General features: G+C 61.9%; 14 protein-coding genes and 1 tRNA gene. 9 read left to right on the forward strand and 6 right to left on the reverse strand.

From position 1 onward, the window contains the following. Positions 1–11 precede the first annotated feature (11 nt). Positions 12–84, reverse strand: a tRNA-Lys gene (locus HMPREF2682_RS05810). An 87-nt stretch (positions 85–171) separates the two neighbouring features. Between HMPREF2682_RS05810 and HMPREF2682_RS05815 the strand changes: the two genes are divergently transcribed. From HMPREF2682_RS05815 to HMPREF2682_RS05840, 6 genes are all read left to right on the forward strand, one after another. Next, complete coding sequence (locus HMPREF2682_RS05815) at positions 172–945, forward strand: histone acetyltransferase (RefSeq protein WP_083321763.1); 774 nt, start codon at positions 172–174, stop codon at positions 943–945. A 418-nt stretch (positions 946–1,363) separates the two neighbouring features. Beyond that, on the forward strand, positions 1,364–1,981 hold the full coding sequence (locus HMPREF2682_RS05820) for a hypothetical protein (RefSeq protein ID WP_005504391.1): 618 nt from the start codon (positions 1,364–1,366) through the stop codon (positions 1,979–1,981). Continuing rightward, on the forward strand, positions 1,981–3,015 hold the full coding sequence (locus HMPREF2682_RS05825; protein WP_070832231.1) for an inorganic phosphate transporter: 1,035 nt from the start codon (positions 1,981–1,983) through the stop codon (positions 3,013–3,015). Before HMPREF2682_RS05820 ends, HMPREF2682_RS05825 begins: the two co-directional genes overlap by 1 nt. 142 nt (positions 3,016–3,157) lie before the next feature. Then, entirely contained in the window at positions 3,158–4,240 is a 1,083-nt protein-coding gene (locus tag HMPREF2682_RS05830) for a glycosyltransferase family 2 protein (protein ID WP_070832234.1), read from the forward strand. Positions 4,241–4,242: 2 nt separating this feature from the next. Continuing rightward, a complete protein-coding gene (locus HMPREF2682_RS05835; RefSeq protein ID WP_070832237.1) occupies positions 4,243–5,985 on the forward strand; it encodes a polysaccharide pyruvyl transferase family protein in 1,743 nt (580 codons plus the stop codon). 162 nt (positions 5,986–6,147) lie between these two features. Continuing rightward, the gene (locus HMPREF2682_RS05840) at positions 6,148–7,476 is read left to right on the forward strand and encodes an FUSC family protein (RefSeq protein ID WP_070832240.1); all 1,329 of its coding nucleotides are present in this window, start codon (positions 6,148–6,150) and stop codon (positions 7,474–7,476) included. Between the two features lie 100 nt (positions 7,477–7,576). On the opposite strand, the gene radA is transcribed toward HMPREF2682_RS05840, so the two are convergent. Next, positions 7,577–9,019, reverse strand: a complete 1,443-nt coding sequence (gene radA / locus HMPREF2682_RS05845; protein ID WP_070832243.1) for a DNA repair protein RadA — start codon at positions 9,017–9,019, stop codon at positions 7,577–7,579. Positions 9,020–9,227: 208 nt separating this feature from the next. Here radA and disA point away from each other — a divergent pair, with 208 nt between their 5' ends. Together disA and HMPREF2682_RS05855 are read left to right on the forward strand one after the other, a co-directional pair. Next, entirely contained in the window at positions 9,228–10,304 is a 1,077-nt protein-coding gene (gene disA / locus HMPREF2682_RS05850) for a DNA integrity scanning diadenylate cyclase DisA (RefSeq protein WP_012902785.1), read from the forward strand. A 93-nt stretch (positions 10,305–10,397) separates the two neighbouring features. Further along, positions 10,398–10,622 (forward strand): hypothetical protein, encoded by a 225-nt coding sequence (locus HMPREF2682_RS05855; RefSeq protein ID WP_060824234.1) that lies wholly within the window; start codon positions 10,398–10,400, stop codon positions 10,620–10,622. 117 nt (positions 10,623–10,739) lie between these two features. Here HMPREF2682_RS05855 and HMPREF2682_RS05860 read toward each other — a convergent pair whose 3' ends face one another. After that, complete coding sequence (locus HMPREF2682_RS05860) at positions 10,740–11,522, reverse strand: hypothetical protein (protein WP_070832246.1); 783 nt, start codon at positions 11,520–11,522, stop codon at positions 10,740–10,742. 92 nt (positions 11,523–11,614) lie between these two features. On the opposite strand from HMPREF2682_RS05860, the gene HMPREF2682_RS05865 reads away from it, so the two are divergent. Next, a complete protein-coding gene (locus HMPREF2682_RS05865) occupies positions 11,615–12,655 on the forward strand; it encodes an HhH-GPD family protein (RefSeq protein WP_070832249.1) in 1,041 nt (346 codons plus the stop codon). Between the two features lie 131 nt (positions 12,656–12,786). Here HMPREF2682_RS05865 and HMPREF2682_RS05870 read toward each other — a convergent pair whose 3' ends face one another. The 3 genes from HMPREF2682_RS05870 to lysS form a co-directional block, all read right to left on the reverse strand. After that, positions 12,787–15,354, reverse strand: coding sequence for an ATP-dependent Clp protease ATP-binding subunit (locus HMPREF2682_RS05870; RefSeq protein WP_070832251.1), 2,568 nt, complete (start codon positions 15,352–15,354; stop codon positions 12,787–12,789). A 949-nt stretch (positions 15,355–16,303) separates the two neighbouring features. Continuing rightward, positions 16,304–16,657, reverse strand: coding sequence for a histone-like nucleoid-structuring protein Lsr2 (locus tag HMPREF2682_RS05875; protein ID WP_005504366.1), 354 nt, complete (start codon positions 16,655–16,657; stop codon positions 16,304–16,306). A 683-nt stretch (positions 16,658–17,340) separates the two neighbouring features. Further along, complete coding sequence (lysS, locus tag HMPREF2682_RS05880) at positions 17,341–18,924, reverse strand: lysine--tRNA ligase (RefSeq protein WP_005504365.1); 1,584 nt, start codon at positions 18,922–18,924, stop codon at positions 17,341–17,343. Positions 18,925–18,935: the final 11 nt, after the last annotated feature.

Here is an 18,935-nt window from a genome sequence, read left to right on the forward strand (position 1 = left end):
GGGTCGGCTAGTGCGCCCTGTGGGGCTCGAACCCACGACCTGCGGATTAAAAGTCCGTAGCTCTACCGACTGAGCTAAAGGCGCTCCTATCCACACAAAACTGAAAGTGTGCAGATAGAAATACTATACACTACCGGCTCCCAGCCGATGAACGGTACACTGGGAAATCCTATGTCTACACCCGCAGCATCAACCGGTGCCTCCGGACGCACCCGACACCGCACCCACCACCGCCCCGTCCTCTACTCCGCCGAAAAGTTTGAACGCCACGAAGGCGGCATGGACCCCGCCGCACGCGAAGAGGCGGCACACGCCTCCGCACGCATCCTGCTGATGCGCGGACGCGGCACCGATGAACAGATGACCGAGCGGCTCGTCAGCTTCACCGACGACTACGGTATCGAGATGCTCGCCGAACTCTGGTCCCACGCGAGCGCCCACTCCCTGCCGGGTGCGCTGTGGCGCATGTACTGGCTGCGGGATACGGTGCACCGTTCTCCGCGCGGGGTGAGCCGCGCCTTTGAGCTGGCCATGGCGGAGGATTACCGTTCGCACGTGGTGGCGGGTGTTCCCGACCCGCCCGGTGCCGATGAGGTGGTCCGCACGATTGATGAGATTCTGGCGGGCCTGTACACCGGCGATATGGATATTGCGATGGAGCGTTGCGCGGCGTTTGCGCACGTGGTGGCGTTGGGTATTCGTACCGATTATGCGCGCTCTGCCGGTCAGGATGGTGCGGTTCCGGGTAGCCACGAGGTGAAGCGTGAGGCGGTGGAGCGTCGTGCACGCCTGCCGCGTCAGGCTCAGCAGATGGAGCAGATCGCGCACGATTTGGAGGCGGTCGCCGCCCAGCTACGCGCCGTTGAGGCTGGTCAGCAGGCTAGCGGGGGTTCCGGGGCTGATTCTGCGCAGGAAAAATCGCAGACCAGCCTCGAAGCATTCTAGTCTTCTGCAACGTTTGAGCGCCTAAAAATGCGGGTTCGTGCCGCGAATTGGCACAGGTTCCACATTGGGTCGCAAAGGCGTGAAAAGCCTGTTTCTAATTGACTCTGCGCCGGGTGCGGGTGGATAATAATTACAAGATGTCGGGTTGCTAATAGGTAGCCCCGGGCTCCAAATCTTTAGCCGCTTCGAGCGGCCTTCCGCCGAGAGGCGCTCCCAACCCGACATCCCTAAACGTTCCGGTGGGGGTCGAGAAATCGACCCCCACCGTTTTTTGTTTAAAACCCTCATGCGCAACCGCGAACAGGTCGGCGCTATAACATTTGCAAGCCGCCACAGTAACGTTTGCAGGTCGGGCGCTCATGAGATGCGCGCGGGCTATGCGCACCCGCAGCACCCAATACTGGTTAGACTGGGAACTATGCTGCACCGACTTTTCCCCCACGCCAACGAATCCCTCGCCTCCCTCGCTGAAATTTCAGCGCAGGTCGGTGAGGCTGCGGCATTGCTCTCTGAAATGGTCGGCTCCCCCGTCGCGGAGTACCCCGAACTCTTCGAACGCATGCTCACCCACGAGGCGGACTCAACGAACCTGCTGTTCCGCACCCTCACCGAGGTGCGCAGCTCCTTCTCCCCGCCGATTCCGCGTGAAGACCTGTACACGCTGGCACGCAAGCTCACCAACGCCGTTGAGAAGCTCACCAGCGCCGCACACGTGCTGTCCCTGCACAGCATTGACGGCTTCGCCACGCACATCACCTCAATCCTGGACATCATTCAGCGTCAGGCGGTGCTGACCGCCGCCGTCATCCCCAAACTCGCCGATATTCGCGGCCTCGACAACTACTGGATGGACATGCTGCGCATCTCCCGCCAGGCACTGCGCACCGCCGAAGAGTACGACGCGTACATTGCCGAGCGCTACACCCCCGAACGGTACCGCCGCTACGCCACCTTCCTGGCGCAGCTGACCGCCGCCTCCAACGCTATGCGTGATGTGTCCGCCGAAATCGGCCGCATTATCGTTCAGGAATCCTAATGTTCCTGGGTCTTCTAGCCTGCTGCGCCTTCATTGCCGCGGTCTACGTGACCGGTGTGCACGACGCCTCAAACGCCGTCGCTGTTCCGGTGCGTACCCGCGCCCTTGGCGAGCGCTCCGCCCTGTACCTTGCCGCGCTCTTCAACGTGCTCGGTGTGGTCGGTGCGTTCCTGCTGCTCGGTGAGTATTCCGCCTCGTGGGTGAGCGCCCCGGAGGGTACCACCGGCCTGAACGGCATCGTTGCGGCGTTGCTCGTCTGCGCTATCTGGGGTGTGCTCACCTGGTTCCTGCGGTTGCCGTCCTCCTCAACTCACGCACTGGTCGGTGCCCTCGCCGGTGTGAGCTGGTGGACCCAGACGAAACTCGAGGACGGCGCTGAAGGATTCGGTTCCCTCGCCTTCCTGCCGCATATTTTTGGGGCGACCCTACTGCCGCTTTTCTACCTGCCGCCGCTCATTTTTCTGCTGTCCTGGCTGATGGTGGTGCCGTTCTACCGGCTCGTGGTGGGGCATAACCCGCGCCTGGTGAATCAGCACGCCCGCGAGGTGCTGGCGGTGTCTGCCTCCGCGATTTCGCTACTGCACGGCTTGCAGACCGGCTACCTGTACCTGCTGCTGTGGGCGCTGCTGAGCGAACGCATCATGGACCCGGCGCTACTCCAGTCCCTCACCAGGGGCGGGATGCTGCTGGGCGCCCTCATCATTGCCCTCAGCCTGGGTGCGGGCACGCTGACCGGTGGCCGCCGCATCGGCTACACCTTCGCCTACAAGATGGTGCGTCTGGACCCGTTCCGCGGCGCAGTTGCCCAGGGCACCACCGCCGTGGTTCAGGTGCTCGGCTACTTCCTGCTGCAGGTGCCGTTCTCCTCCTCGCACCTGGCGACCGCCTCGGCGCTCGGCGCGGGCGTGAACCAGCGTTTTAACGCCTTGAAATCCAGGATTGTTCTGCAGATTCTTCTGGTGTGGCTGGTAACCATTCCGGCGTGCTTTGTGCTCGGAGTGCTCGCAATGGTGGCGCTACAGTCCATCCACTAGATTTTAGGGACGCTGCATACCCCACAGTGCCCACTGCCGCGGGATAGGCGGGCGGCGGGTTGAGTCTGAACAGTGCACACCTTCATAATGGGTTGAGTTCTTGGGCTGGCACGCGCCCACTCACCCTCGACTGATTGTGGTTATGTCTTCTCCCACCGTAGCTATTCTGGTCCGCACGAAGGACCGCCCCCGCTTCTTGAGCCGCGCCCTGGAGAATATTGCGCAGCAAACCTTCACCGACTACACGGTCTGCGTGATTAACGACGGTGGCGACGAGCAGGCAACCCGCGCCGTCATTGAGGCATCCCCGCTGGGCTTGCAAGGCTCTGGCGCGCAGGGGTCCAGCCGCGTGCAGCTACTGACCACCGCCGGCGACAACATGGAGGCGGCATCCAACGCCGGTTTGGCGGCGACCACCTCCGAATTCGTGGCGATTCACGATGACGACGACCTGTGGGCACCCGAGTTCCTGGAACGCACCGTCGCCGCGCTGGGAGAGAGCGGCGCGCTCATGTGCACCACCCGCATTGTGGAGCGGTACGAACGCGAAAACGCCGAGGGCGAGTTCGAGGTGTACGAGGAACGTATTTTCCACGACGGCCTGCCCGGCATGGGTTTGCAGTTCCTGTTCCGCACGAACCGTGCCGTGCCGATTGGCATTCTGTACCGCCGCAGCCTGCACGAGCTCGTCGGTTTCTATGACGAGTCCCTGCCGGTGGTCGGCGACTGGGAGTTCAACATACGTGCCGCCTCTGTTGCAGACATTCTGCTGGTGGATGAGCCGCTGGCGTACTGGTCGCTGCGCCCCGACGCGGAGGGCTCCGAGGCGAATAGCGTGAAGCGTCAGGCTGATCACGCCCGCTTCGATTCGATGGTGCGTGCCCGCGCTATCCGCGAGGATCTGCAGGCGGGTGCCCGACCGGGCGCATACCTGTACCAGGCACATCTGGCGGCTGACCTGGAGCGCCGCGTGATTGACGGGCACGATCTGACCCGCGAATCCCTGGACATTCTGCGCTCTATTGAGAGCCGCCTGGAGCGTATTGAGGCACGTCAGCAGGCTATTGAGTCCCGCCAGCAGAGCATCGAGGAGCGCCTGCGGGTTCTGAAGCACCTGCGCGCACCGGGCCGTGCACTGCGTTCCTTCGCGCAGCGTTCGCTCAATCAGCGTTCTCAGGCTCGTCGCGGTGATGAGACTGGTTCTACCGGCGAGAAGGGCGCATAGCCGTGGCAGAGAACAATCATTCTTCTACAGCACTGCCCGTTACTGAAGCACCGCACTTTAATGAAGCACCGCGCGTACTCGTCATCGGCGATATTGGCCAGCACACTTACCACGTGGGCGACGAGGCCATGACCATCGCGAGCGCCCAGGCACTTTCCGAAGGCGGCGCGGCGGTCACCCTCATGACCCGCGATGTGGGCCATTCGGCGCGCTATATCGGCGCGGCTGCTCATGAGGCGGGCGCCCCCTACGAGTACCTGCCGTTCCTCCTCTTCCCCTGGGCACCGGCTGAACGCGAGCTGACCCTTGCGGCGCTCGAGTGCATCCTGGTGGAGCTGCACGCCAACCGGGACCGCCCCTCAACCGCCGAGCTGGTGGCGTTACCGCAGGTGCAGGCGCTGCCCGAGGTGTTGCATCCGCTGGAGCAGATCGTTGAGCGCATGGTGGAGTTTGCAGACTCTATCGCCGCCATGGACGCTGTTGTGGTCTCCGGCGGCGGTAACCTCAACTCCCGCTACGGTTGGCTGCTCTACGAACGTGCCGCCGCGGTGCGTGCCGCCGAGCATGCGGGCGTGCCCGTGTACGTGACCGGTCAGTCCCTGGGCCCGGTCCTCAGCCCCGAGGACGCGCAGGTTCTAGAGCGCATGCTGCGCACCGCCCGCTCGGTGACGGTGCGTGAACGTTCTTCCCTCGCTTGGTGCCGTGAGCGGGGTATTGACGCGCGCCTGAGCGTAGATGACGCCACCGACTACTCGGTGGCTTCCCCGGCACGTACCCTGCACTATGCGGAGGGTATTTCCGCAGGTCAGGCGCTGGATGAGCTGCCGGAGCAGTACGTCTGCGTGACCGTCAACGAGTGCACCGACCAGCAGGCGCAGCAGATTGCGCGCCTACTCGACGGCATGTGGCGCGAGCACGGCTACGCACCCGTTTTCCTGAGCCACTACGGTGACCCGCAGGACCCGACAAGCGGCGATATTCAGGCGCACCAGCGCATCGCCGAGCGGCTCAGCCCATCCACCCCGGCGACCCTGCTACCGATTCTGCACGCCGACCAGAGCATCGCCGTGCACCGTGCGGCGGCGTTTACTCTGACCAGCCGCTACCACCCGGCGGTGTTCTCCGCCGCGGCGGGTATTCCCGTGCTTGCCCTCGTGCCGGATGCCTTCACGCAGATGCGCGTGGGCGGCGCCCTGAGCCTGTACGGGCTGGGCGAGTTCACCCTGCCGTTGGGCATGCTCGCCGGTGGTGTTCCCGAGCTGATGGTTGCCGCCGCCCTGCGACACGCGGCGGTGACATCGGATGCGCGCCGCACCGAGCTGCTGGAGGTTCTGCGAGCCGAACGTGCCTACCTGCTGGCGCAGATTCTTGCATCTGGCGCAGAAAAGCTGGACGAAGTAGAGGCACCCGCGCCCTTCCCCGCCGTGGAGCAGGTTCCGGCGCTCCCCGAGCCGCTGGGTGCGACCGTCCGTGCCGCCCGCGAGCTCTTCACCGAAACCTCCCTCACCGCGGGGTTCGAGTGGGCGATGTCTGACCGGGCGCATTCCTGGGATGCCGAGCACCGCCGGCAGCTCGAGCGCGCCCGCACAATCGGTGGCGGGTACAGCGCGCACGGTATTCACGGGGCGCACGGTGCAGAACAGACGCGCCCCGTCACCGTTGAGGCTTATTCTGAAGCACCCGCCGAGGCGCATCCCGCCCAGCCGGGTCTGCTGGCGAGGGTGGCGCGCCGCCTCCGCGGCTAGATTCGCGGCTAAGCCCCTTGCACTGAGGTTTCGGCACGCAAGCTGAGGTTTCGGCACGCAAAACCGCCCAAGCCGAGGCGCTAAGCGGGGTTCGGGGCGCGGGGTCTCTCACACTTCAACCCAACACTCCCCTACCCCCTTGTGCACCGCATGTGCGCCGGTATGATGGTGCCCATGGCACGATTCGCAGACATTCTACGCACTACTGAACAGAACACCCGACAGTTCATTCATGAGGGTATTCACCGAGTCCGAGCAGACTTCTTTCAGTCTGTGCAGATTGTTGCGGCGTCTATGGGCGCTTGGCTTTTCGCTGAGCGCGTCCTGGGCCACCACGAGCCCATTTTCGCGCCGGTGGCTGCCCTCGTATCCCTCGGCTATGTAAGCGGTGCTAAGCATTCCCGCCGAATCCTTGAGGTCTCCTTCGGCGTGACCCTCGGCATTCTCATTGGCGACCTTCTGCTGATCCTGCTCGGTCACGGTACCTGGCAGGCGGCAGTGGTGCTTTTCTTGACCGTGATTATTGCCCGATTTATTGATAAGGGCATTATTTTTACGATTCAGCTCAGCTTCCAGGCCTGTTTCACGTTGCTGCTGCCCGTACCTGACGATGCGTTCACCCGCAGTTTTGACGGTATCGTCGGTGGCGCGTTCGCGTTCCTCGCGATGTATCTGATGCCGCGCGACCCGCGTAAGAACCCGCGTGCCCGCGCGCAGGCTCTCATGGATGCGTTCGCGAAGGTTTTCCAGCTCTCCTCCGAGGCAATCCGCTACTACGATTACAACAAGGCGTACCAGAGCCTGCTCGATGCGCGCGCCCTGCAGCCGCTCTACGATGCATGCCGCGGTGACCTGATTACCGCGCAGGGCATGAGCGAGCTGTCCTGGAATAGCCGCAAGAGCAAGGGCGAGCTGGCGCGCATGGCGAAGACCCTCGCCGCGGTGGATTTGGCGATTCGTAACGACCGCGTGCTCAACCGCCGCATGGCGTCCACGATTCACCACGTGCAGCTACGAACTGCCGCGCAGCTTTCACTCAGTGACGCGCTGACCGAGCTGTCGTTGGCAGCGCAGAGCCTCGGCTTGGGCATGTCTGCCCCGACGGAGGGCGAACGCGAGCACTACATGATGGAGGCACGCGAGCGCATGATTAAGCTTGCCGGCACCCTCGAGCCGCGCACAATGGGTGTGGCGACCTTTGAGGGCGAGTCGCTCGTGCTGATGCTCCGCCTGATCGTGGTCGACTTTATGGAGGCAACCGGTATGTCCCACCAGGACGCCGTGGCGGTTCTGGTGCCCCTGGGTGAGGCGGTCACGAAGCACGCACCGCGTACCTCGGTAATCCCGATTGTTGACGCTGACATGGATGACTCCATGGTGGTTGACGACGTGACCGATAGCGCGGTGAACACCCACCGCACGAACAAGCTCCACACCCGCTCGATCAACATCATGTTGCACGAGAACGAGGAGGAGAGCCGCTCCTCCTAGCGGGGTTCTAGCGGGGTCAGTGGCGACCGTCAAGACACAGCGGAGGGGGCTCCCGGTGACCTTCACGTCAGCCGGGAGCCCCCTCCTCGCTTTTGCTGTTTTACTTCTGCGGGAAGAGTAGTGCCAGCGCCTCGCCCAGGGTGGTCACCTCGCGCACGGTGACCCCCTCGGGCACGTCCCCCACGCCGGTCGGGGAGGCGGGCACCAGCACGTGCGTGAAGCCCAGGCGGCCCACCTCCGCAATGCGCTGGCGGATGCCCGGCACGGCGCGCACCTCACCCGCCAGACCGACCTCGCCGAAGACCGCGAGCTTACGCGGAAGCGGCTTATTTTGCGCCGCCGAGGCAAGCGCCATGACGCACGCCAGGTCGGCGGCGGGCTCGGCAATTTTCGCGCCGCCCACCGTGGAGACGTAGCAGTCGAGTTTGCCCACGTTCAGCCCGGCGCGGCGCTGCAACACCGCCAACAGCATCTGAATACGCGCCGAATCCAGACCGGAGACAGTGCGGCGAGGTGCCGGTGCCACCGCCTGATCCAGTAGCGCCTGCACCTCGGCGAGCAGGGGTCGGCGGCCCTCCATCGTGACGGTCACGCAGGTGCCCGCCACCGGGTGCGGGGTACTCGAAACAAACATGCCGGAGGGGTCCAGCACGGGTGCGATACCGTCCTCGTGCATGTCGAAGCAGCCCACCTCATCGGTGGGGCCGAAGCGGTTCTTAATCGCGCGCAGCATGCGGATATTCGAGTGCTTATCGCCCTCGAACTGGCAGACCACATCCACCAGGTGCTCGAGCAGGCGCGGGCCCGCGATGGTGCCTTCTTTGGTCACGTGGCCCACGAGCAGGGTGCACATATTGCGTTCCTTCGCGGCGGCAATCACGGAGGCGGCGACCTCTCGCACCTGGGTCACGCCGCCGGCGCTACCCTCAACTTCCGCGGAGGCGAGGGTCTGCACCGAGTCAATGACCAACAGGGAAGGGTTGACCTGCTCAATGTGCGCCAGGGCGGTGCCGAGGTCGGTTTCGCTGGTCAGGTAGAGGGTCTGCGCGATGGCGCCGATGCGGTCGGCACGGAGTTTAACCTGCGCGGCGGATTCCTCGCCGGTGATGTACAGGACCGGGCGCGGCGGCTGGACGTTCTGCACCGGGTTGTTCTGCCCACCCTTCTGCCCCGCAATCCCGGCGGTGCCGCGCGCGAAGGTGGCGGCAACATCCAGCAGCAGGGTGGACTTACCCACGCCGGGTTCGCCCGCCATGAGGATGACCGCGCCGGGTACGAGTCCGCCGCCGAGCACGCGGTCAAATTCGGGGTTTCCGGTGCTCATGTATGCGGCTACGCGCGAGTCGACTTCTGCGATGGGCTGGGCGGGTTTCTGCACGCTGGATGCGGCGCGGGTACGCGCGCGGGTGCCCCCGGCGGCTTCTTCAACGGTGCCCCAGGTTTGGCATTCGCCGCAGCGGCCTACCCATTTGGCGGTGGTCCAGCCGCATTCGGTGCAGCGGTAGGCGGGTGCGGTTTTGGTGTTTTTCGTGCGCGCGGTCATGGGTCTATTTTAGGGTCTGGGGCGATATGGCGCGCGGTGTTTGGTCACGGCGAAATGGGGTGCCACAGAACGCATTTTTACTCTTAAACGCAGATAGTTTAGCCCGGTGCACTCCCGTATAAATATCGAGAATATCCGTTCGTTTTTGAGGCACTTTAGCCCGCCGTTCCGCCCCTGACCTGGCTCAATAACCACCCTTACGGGTACAATGGTTTTCGTGCAGATGAATTATAGTGACCTATTGCTTAAAACTATCGCCCGAATCGCCCCCGGCACCGAGCTCCGCGAGGGCCTGGAACGCATCATGCGTGGCCGTACGGGCGCACTCATCGTACTCGGATCCGACCGCACCGTATCCTCCCTGTCGTCGGGCGGTTTCAATATCGACACTGAGTTCTCGGCAACCCGCCTGCGCGAGCTGGCGAAGATGGATGGCGCTATCATCTGCGACCGCGACGCCACCCGCCTGTTGCACGCCGGCGTGCAGCTCATGCCGGACGCCTCCATTGAAACGAACGAGTCCGGCACCCGCCATCGCACCGCCGAGCGCACCGCAATTCAGACCGGTTTCCCGGTGATTTCGGTGAGTGCATCGATGTCCGTGATTTCGGTGTACGTTGACGGCACCCGCTACATGGTTGAGGACAGCCAGTACCTGATGGCTCGCGCAAACCAGGCGATTCAGACCCTTGAAAGCTACAAGAAGCGTCTGCGTTCGGTGCTCTCCAACCTGTCTGCCCAGGAGATTGAATCGAACGTTTCCCTGAGCGACGTGGCGATGACCCTGCAGCGCATGGAGATGGTGAACCGCATTATCCGCGAGGTCAGCCACTACGTGCTGGAGCTCGGCGTGCACGGCCGCCTGATTGCCCTGCAGCTGGAGGAGCTGCGCGCCCCCGAGATGACCGCCAGCGACCTGATTCTGCGCGACTACCTGCCCGAGGTGAACGACGAGCTGATTACCGCCGGCGTTGAGGCTCTGCAGAACCTGGACGATATGGACATCGTGGATCTGCGCACGATTGCCCGCACTGTCGGCTTTGGTGAGAACCCCGACCTGGAGCTACCCCTGCAGCCTCGCGGTTTCCGCCTGCTTGCCGGCATTCCGAGCATCCCGAACGCTATTTCTGAGCGTCTGGTGGAGCGCTTTGGTAGCCTGCAGGCTCTCATGGCGGCGTCCCTTGAGGACCTGCGCGCCGTGGACGGTGTGGGTGAGGCTCGTGCCCGCACGGTGCGTGAGCAGCTGTCCCGCATGGCGGAGAGCAGCTTGGAGAAGTACCTCTAGGGAACTGATTATCCACCCCTCAAAACTAGTTTTACGATATGATGCAGTGACAGCGGAGTTTTCTCCGCACCTTGACACCCCAAGGAGGTCACAATGTCGTACTCACGCACCAAGCGCCCCGTCCCGTTCTTCGTGTGGGCGTCCCCCATCCTGTTCCTGATTTACCTGCCGCTGCTGTGGTTCAAGGTCATCCCCAATTCTTTTGAGGTGACCGACCTGTCCACCCTGCTGTTGGCGGCACTGCAGTGGACCGCATTCGGTAGCCTGCTCGGGTATCTGGGCGAGCGCCGTTTCGCCAAGCCTCGCGCCTCCAAGTAGCAACCAGATAAAAGCTAAAGCCCTCGCGCCGGAGATCATCCAGCACGGGGGCTTTTCGCGCCCATTCACGGGCAAAAACTATGAAAGTTCAGACGTTGTGAACATCAGGCAGGCGAACTACTGAATAACGAAGTTCACCGGAGCCGAGCTCACACCATTCACCGTGGCGGTCGCCCAGTAAGAACCCTTCTGAGCGGTCGAAGCGGAAGAGCAACCCAGGACGTTGATCTTACGGTCCCACGCCAGGTCGGTTGCCGCCTCGGCACCTGCGGCTACCTCAGCCTTCTGAACGGCAGTCGCTGCGCACAGGCTGCGGGTGTACACCTGAGCCGCACCGGAGGTGATGTTCAGGTCCACGCCGGTGTTCGCACCCTCGCCGCCCACAGCGCAGGGGGTCTTCGAGGAGTTCGTGTAGGTCACGTGGAAGGACACCTGCTCACCGGCTGCGAAGGTACGCTTCGCGGGGGTGACGGTCACCTTTAGGTCGTTCGCGGTACATGCCGCCGCGACAGCCGCAGTGGTCACGCTCGGAGCAGGTGCGGGAGCGGTCGGGGTTGCTACGGGGGTAGCGGTGGTCGCGCTTGCAGTGGGTGCTGCAGATGCAGTCACCGAAGGGGTTACCGAAGCGCTAGCCGAGGCAGTTGCGGTAGCCGAGGCAGTCGCACTAGCGGACGGGGTTGCCGAAGCAGTTTCGGAGGGGCGAGCACTGAAGCTCTGGAAGGGCGCACCGGAAGCCGTCGCGGTGGAGGCTACAGTGGCGTCCTTCTTGCCGTTAATCATGCCGACCATGGAGGTCACGCCGGCGACCAGCAGCAGAATGACAGCGAGCAGAGCAATAACCGCCACGATACGACGGCGGCGGTACACTTCGGGAGGCAGAACGGGACCATTTTCAGACATACTTCAAGGATACCGGGTTTAACCCTGAGATTCACAGTGAACTCTGTTCATGCGGTTTTGGGAATATATGCCCCGTGGCGTAGGCTTTTCGGATGACCACAGAAGCATCCGCCCCTACCCAACACCTCCCTGAAGGAACTAATGTTGAAGCGCTTCACCAACGCATCAACCAGTGGTTCCTCGACCAGGCACGCGACCTTCCGTGGCGCCGCGACGAGTGCACCCCCTGGGGTGTGATGATCAGCGAGTTCATGCTACAGCAGACCCCCGTCAAGCGCGTGCTGCCCGTGTGGGAGGAGTGGATGCGCCGCTGGCCCGCCCCCGCTGACCTTGCCGCCGAGCCCACCTCGGAAGCGGTGCGCGCCTGGGGCCGCCTGGGTTACCCGCGCCGCGCGCAGCGTCTGCACGGTGCCGCTGTGGCGATTGTGGAGCAGCACGGCGGTGAGGTTCCCGCCGACTACGAGGCGCTACTGGATCTGCCGGGCGTGGGTTCCTACACAGCGGCGGCGATTAGCGTGTTCGCGTTCGGCCTGCGCGCCACGGTGATTGATACGAATATCCGCCGCGTGCACGCGCGCGCTGTGTCCGGTAAGGCGTTGCCCTCGCGTTCGTTGACGGCGGCTGAGACTCGCCTGGCGGAGGCGCTCATGCCCGCCGATACCCCCACCTCCTGCCTGTGGAATGCGGCGACCATGGAGCTCGGTGCGCTGGTCTGCACGGCGAAGTCCCCGACCTGCGAGCTGTGCCCGGTGGAGGATCTGTGTGCCTGGGTTGCGGCAGGCAAGCCGGAGGCGGACTACACCCCCAAGGGTCAGAGTTGGCACGGCACGGACCGTCAGGTGCGCGGCGCGGTCATGGCGGTGCTGCGTGCGGCGCATGAGCCGGTGGAGCGCGACCTCATCCTGGGTGCGGGTGTAGCCTCGGCTGGCGACACGACCTCTTCACCCGCTGCGGTTTCTTCGCCCGATCTGGCGTTCCCGGCGAATGCACCCGCGGCGGTACACCGTCCGCTCAAGGCGCTGTACGCCCTATCCCCCGCGGCGGAGCAGTTGCAGCGCTGCTATGCGGGGCTGCTGGCGGACTCTCTCGCCCGCGAAGTCACCCAGGGCGATATAGTGCTCGTCTCGCTCTAGTACCCGCCGCAGAAAGGCTCCTAGAGGCTCCTGGGGCTTATAAAAGCATAGAAACGCCTGAGGAGCGGTACCGAATAATTCCGGTACCGCCCCTCAGGCGTTTAGTGCGCTAAAACTTAGCTATTGAGAGCCTAGTCGTTGCCCTGACCCTCAGCTGCGGGAGCCTCAGCGGGAGCCTCGGAGGACTCGCCCTCGTTCAGCTCCTGCACCGAGTCCAGAGCCAGCTCCTTCATCGGCTGAGAAGAGAAGACGAACTTCGCGGAGTCGCCCTCACCCTCAACGTCCACGGTGATCTTCTCACCGGGCTTGATGTCGCCGAAGAGAATCTTCTCGGACAGGGCATCCTCGATGTTGCGCTGCATCTCGCGGCGCAGCGGACGAGCACCCATGGACGGGTCGTAACCCTTAGCCGCCATGAGAACCTTCGCAGCGTTGGTCAGCTCGATGGACATGTCCTGCTCCGCCAGGCGCTTAGCCAGGCGACCCACGAACAGGTCCACAATCTGCAGAATCTCAGACTCGGAGAGCTGCGGGAAGACGATAATGTCATCCACACGGTTCAGGAACTCGGGGCGGAAGTGCTCCTTGAGATTCTCCATCACGCGTGCCTGCATGCGCTCGTAGTCGGCTGCGGTGTCGTCCATCGCCTGGAAACCAACCGGGATGCGGCGGTTCACGTCACGCGAACCCAGGTTGGTGGTCATGATGATGACGGTGTTCTTGAAGTCCACCACGCGACCCTGCGAGTCGGTCAGGCGACCGTCTTCCAGAATCTGCAGCAGCGAGTTGAACAGGTCGGCGTGAGCCTTCTCCACCTCGTCGAACAGGACCACGGAGAAGGGCTTGCGGCGGACCTTCTCGGTCAGCTGGCCGCCCTCATCGTAGCCAACGTAGCCGGGAGGCGCACCGAACAGACGGGAGACGGTGTGCTTCTCCTGGTACTCGGACATATCCAGGGTGATGAGCGAATCCTCATCACCGAACAGGAACTCCGCCAGAGCCTTAGCGAGCTCGGTCTTACCCACACCGGTCGGGCCGGCGAAGATGAACGAACCACCGGGACGGCGCGGGTCCTTCAGACCTGCACGGGTACGGCGAATAGCGCGGGACAGCGCCGCAATAGCGTGCTCCTGGCCGATAACGCGCTTGTGGAGCTCCTGCTCCATGGTCAGCAGGCGGGTCGACTCTTCCTCGGTGATCTTGTAGACCGGAACACCGGTGGAAGCAGCAAGAACCTCAGAAATAACCTCGGGGGTCACGGTGCCGAATGCGTCGCCGCCTTCGCGCCATGCCTTCTCAGCTTCTTCCTTCTCAGCCAGGACCTTCTGCTCCTGATCACGCAGGCCTGCGGCCTTCTCGTAATCCTGGGAGTTGATGGCGTCTTCCTTCTGCTGGCGCAGCTTGGCTGCCTTCTCGTCGAGAAGCTTGATTTCCGGGGGTGCGGTCATGCGCTTGATGCGCAGGCGTGCGCCCGCCTCGTCAATCAGGTCGACAGCCTTATCCGGCAGGAAGCGGTCAGAGATGTAGCGTGCCGCAAGGTTCACGGCGGTCTCGATGGCCTCGTCGGTAATGGTGACGCGGTGGTGTGCCTCGTACTTATCGCGCACACCCTTGAGGATCTGCACGGCGAGCTCCTGGGAGGGCTCCTCAACCTGAATCGGCTGGAAGCGGCGCTCCAGGGCGGCGTCCTTCTCAATGTGCTTGCGGTACTCGTCCAGGGTGGTGGCACCGATGGTCTGCAGTTCGCCTCGAGCCAGCATGGGCTTGAGGATGGAGGCAGCGTCAATCGCGCCCTCAGCGGCACCCGCACCGACGAGGGTGTGAATCTCGTCGATGAACAGGATGATGTCGCCGCGGGAGCGGATTTCCTTCAGGACCTTCTTCAGGCGCTCTTCGAAGTCACCGCGGTAGCGCGAACCTGCGACCAGGGAGCCGAGGTCCAGGGTGTACAGGTGCTTGTCCTTGAGGGTCTCGGGGACGTCACCGTGCACGATAGCCTGTGCCAGGCCCTCCACGACGGCGGTCTTACCGACGCCGGGCTCACCAATCAGCACGGGGTTGTTCTTGGTACGGCGGGAGAGGACCTGCATAACGCGTTCCATCTCCTTGTGGCGGCCGATGACCGGGTCCAGCTCGCCCTCACGCGCTGCTGCGGTGAGGTTGCGGCCGAACTGATCCAGGATGGTCGAACCCGCGGGAGTGCCTTCGCGAGAGTTACCTGCACCCACGCCGGCGGTTTCCTTCTCACCGGAGTTGTTGCCGGGGTAGCCGGAAATCAGGTCCATAACAGCCTGGCGCACAGCGGCAGGCTCAGCGCCCAGCTTGACCAGCACCTGGTTTGCCACGCCCTCGTTCGCACGAACCATGCCCAGCAGGATGTGTTCGGTGCCAATGTAGCCGTGGTTCAGCTGAATAGCCTCGCGCATGGACAGTTCGAGAACCTTCTTCGCGCGGGGGGTGAAGGGGATGTGGCCGTTAGGCGCCTGGGGGCCGGGGCCGACGATGTCCTGAACCTGTTCACGTACTGCGTTCAGGGTAACGCCCAATGATTCCAGGGCGCGAGCACCGATGCCTTCGCCCTCGTGAATCAGACCGAGCAGCAGGTGTTCGGTACCGATGTAGTTGTGGTTGAGCATGCGTGCCTCTTCCTGGGCAAGCACCACAACGCGCCGAGCTCGATCGGTAAAGCGTTCAAACATTTACGCACTCCTTGCATTTTCCTATTGATACAAGAGTACGTTGAGCTGCGGGTTTATGCCCCGCGTGTGGGCGCCTGTTCGCCATCAAGAGAACAGATGAGCTGTTCGGGGCGTTTTGAGCGTGTTTTCGGGCGCTTAGGAGGGGGTTCCGCGGGATTTTGGGGAGGTTCCAAGGAGTAGCTCCACAGGTGAGGGAGAGACCGGAAAGCAGGTGCGGAGGCTCTGCAAGTGGGCTCTGAGGGGCGGTAGCGCCGATACGAAGGTGCTGGGGAGAGTAGAACACACAAGAAGCCACACAGACCCACACAGGAACCCCTAGTTTTCTGCACGCGCGTGAATATATTGCAGAAATTTTTAAAAATTTATATGTTTGCGTGAGAAATTTCAATAATTCGCAAAAATATATACGGCTCGATTATTGGCAGAATATTTCCACATAAATCCCAGGCAATCCGCAACAGAATTTCCGCTGATAATCATCGTGGTTTCGGGGGAAGTATCAGGGGAAATCTCCACGACAGCACACGGTAGCATGCTTATTATTTTCGGATCTATTCAGGGTAGACCCCACACCGCACACAGAGGGAATATCCCGGCGAATAACAACAGCATCAAAGAGATTAATGCGCCAACACCTTTAGTGTTCCTGCCGATGCATGAAATCTAAATGAACGCAGAATCCGAATGTGCACTATGCCCCTGCGTTCAACCAATACCCTTCTCGGTATTGCACCGATTGCCCCATCAACCAGCTCAATATATTTTACATGTAAATAGTTAATTGGAATTAGCCATAAAACATCCGCCCCATTCAGATATGCAGAACATACAACACATACAAGAGGGCAAAACAAAAGGCGGACGGTGATAACACCGTCCGCCCTAAGCACCCGGAGGTTTAGAACCTTAAAGAACCAACCCCTCCGGCTACACGCAATGCGTAGAACCCTTAGTCCTGAGCCTTCATTGCTTCGTAGTATGCGTCCTGAATATCCTGGTGGATGCGGCCGCGATCAGAGACCTTGTGGCCGTTAGCCTTAGCCCACTCGCGGATTGCTGCGGTCTCGGGGTTGCGCTTGACCGGAGCAGCGGTGCCGCGGGGTGCACGGGTGCGCTGGGTAGCGGTACCCTGCACGCGGCGGGACTTTGCCACGAAGGGGCGGATAGCGTCACGCAGACGAGCTGCGTTAGCGGAGGACAGGTCGATCTCGTAGTGAGCGCCATCCAGGCCGAAACGGATGGTTTCGTCTGCGGGGCCACCGTCGAGATCGTCTTCAAGGATGATGCGAACCTTCTGTGCCATTGAGGCACCTCCTCATCTGTTGCATATATCCTGTGGATAAACCCAAAAGCCTCTATCGGAGATTGAGAAAATAGTGTGCCGGATATATTTATGTACTAATTTTCTTTCACATAATAACAGAAATATATTAAAGATTCCGAAAACTTCCTGAATAATGAAACAATGCGCTGATCGCCCTGAGCGATATATCCATTCCGTTCATCTCCGTTAAATCCTCACCCACCCCGCACACATTAATGCGCAGTTTAGAGTGCAAATACTTTGGATTCCTCCGGCACACACTATGGGGACAATATCGAACAATGCACAACACGGCACCACCAACAATCCCCAGGAATTACATCATCCGCACGGGCACCCACAATACGCCATTCACTCCAGGCATTCCTAGGCTATTCAAAAGCGAAATTCTGATCCTATCCCAACAGCTCATTCTTTTCTGCGCAACACATTCGTGTATAAGAACAGAAACCCCCACCAGAACGAATAGAGCAGCATAAATCAGCACCAGAATAGAGCAAAAAAGCACCGAAAAAAGCCCCTGACCTGTGCAAACAAACAGAAAACCCCACCTCGGGAGCTATACACCGTGCAAAACAGTGCACACAAAACGGCGGGTGCCGCAGATACAACCGTATCCGCGGCACCCGCCGCATTATCGCCTCTCAAGGTGAAGCTAAAGCTTAGGCTTCCGGCTTCATCAAGGGGAAGAGAATAGTCTCACGAATACCGGGCTGACGCACCACAGTACCCGGACGCTCCGGATCCTGGTCGCCCGCCAGCAGCATAATCAGACGGTCAATGCCCAGACCCAGGCCACCCATCGGGGGCGCACCGTGCTCCAGGGCGCGCAGGAAGTCCTCATCCAGCTCCATCGCCTCATCGTCACCGGCAGCAGCCAGCAGCGACTGAGCGGTCAGGCGCTCACGCTGAATGACCGGGTCAATCAGCTCGGAGAACGCGGTACCGCGCTCCATACCGCCAATAATCAGGTCCCACGCCTCAATCAGAGGTTCACCGGAACGGTGCGGACGAGCCAGCGGCTGAGCGCTCGGCGGGTAATCGTACACGAAGGTCGGGTTCACCAGGGTCGGCTCAACAATCTCACCGAAGAGCTCGGTCACCAGCTTCTCAGCGTCCCACTTCGGGTCGATGTCCACCTCGTGCTTCTCAGCGATCTCACGCAGCACAGAAGCGTCAGTCTCAGGGGTGATCTCAACGCCCACAGCCTCAGACAGGCCCGGGTACACCCCGACCCACTTCCACTCACCGAACAGGTCGATGGTGCCGTTCTCGGTCTCAATACGCTCGGTACCAACAGCCTTCGCGCAGGACTGGATAATCTCCTTCATGCGCTCAGCCATCACGAACTGGTCTGCGTAGGTCTCGTAGCACTCCAGGGTGGTGAACTCGGGGCTGTGGGTCGAGTCCACACCCTCGTTACGGAACACGCGGCCAATCTCGTACACGCGCTCAATACCACCAACCACAGCGCGCTTCAGCGGCAGCTCGGTCGCAATACGCATGGTCATCGGCTGGTCGAAAGCGTTCAGGTGAGTGCGGAACGGGCGGGCAGTCGCGCCACCGTGCACCAGCTGCAGAACGGGGGTCTCAACCTCAATGTAGCCGTGATCCTCCAGCACGCGGCGGACGGTGCGGGTAATCAGGGCGCGCTTCTTCACCAGCTCGCGAGCCTCCTCGCGAACCATCAGATCCAGGTAACGCTGGCGAACACGGGTTTCCTCGTTCAGGTCCTTATGCAGAACCGGCATGGGGCGCAGCGCCTTAGACGCCATCTTCCAGTCGGTCACCATAATGGACAGCTCACCGCGGCGAGAAACAATTACGCGGCCGGTCACGAACACGTGGTCACCCAGGTCAACCAGGGACTTCCACTCAGATAGGGACTCCTCCCCAACCTCAGCCAGCGACAGCATCGCCTGGATGCGCTTACCCTCGGTGCCACCCTGCAGGGTCGCAAAGCACAGCTTACCGGTGTTACGGACGAACACCACGCGGCCACCAACATGCACCACACGGTCAGTCTCGTCGCCAGCCTTCAGCTCCTCAGCAGCCAGCTTCGGATCGTACTCGGCGCGCAGATCCTCAATGTGGTTGGGTTCCACGCGGTTACCCTCAGAATCCAGCAGACCCACCGGGTATGCCTCGCGACCCGACTCGATCAGCTTCGCACGCTTTTCCAGGCGAATCTGCATCTGCTCGGACATATCAGCAATCGCCGGTGCGGCAGTGTGCTCAGTGCTCACAGTGATACCTA

The organism is Rothia sp. HMSC061D12, assembly GCF_001836735.1.
GTDB lineage: Bacteria > Actinomycetota > Actinomycetes > Actinomycetales > Micrococcaceae > Rothia.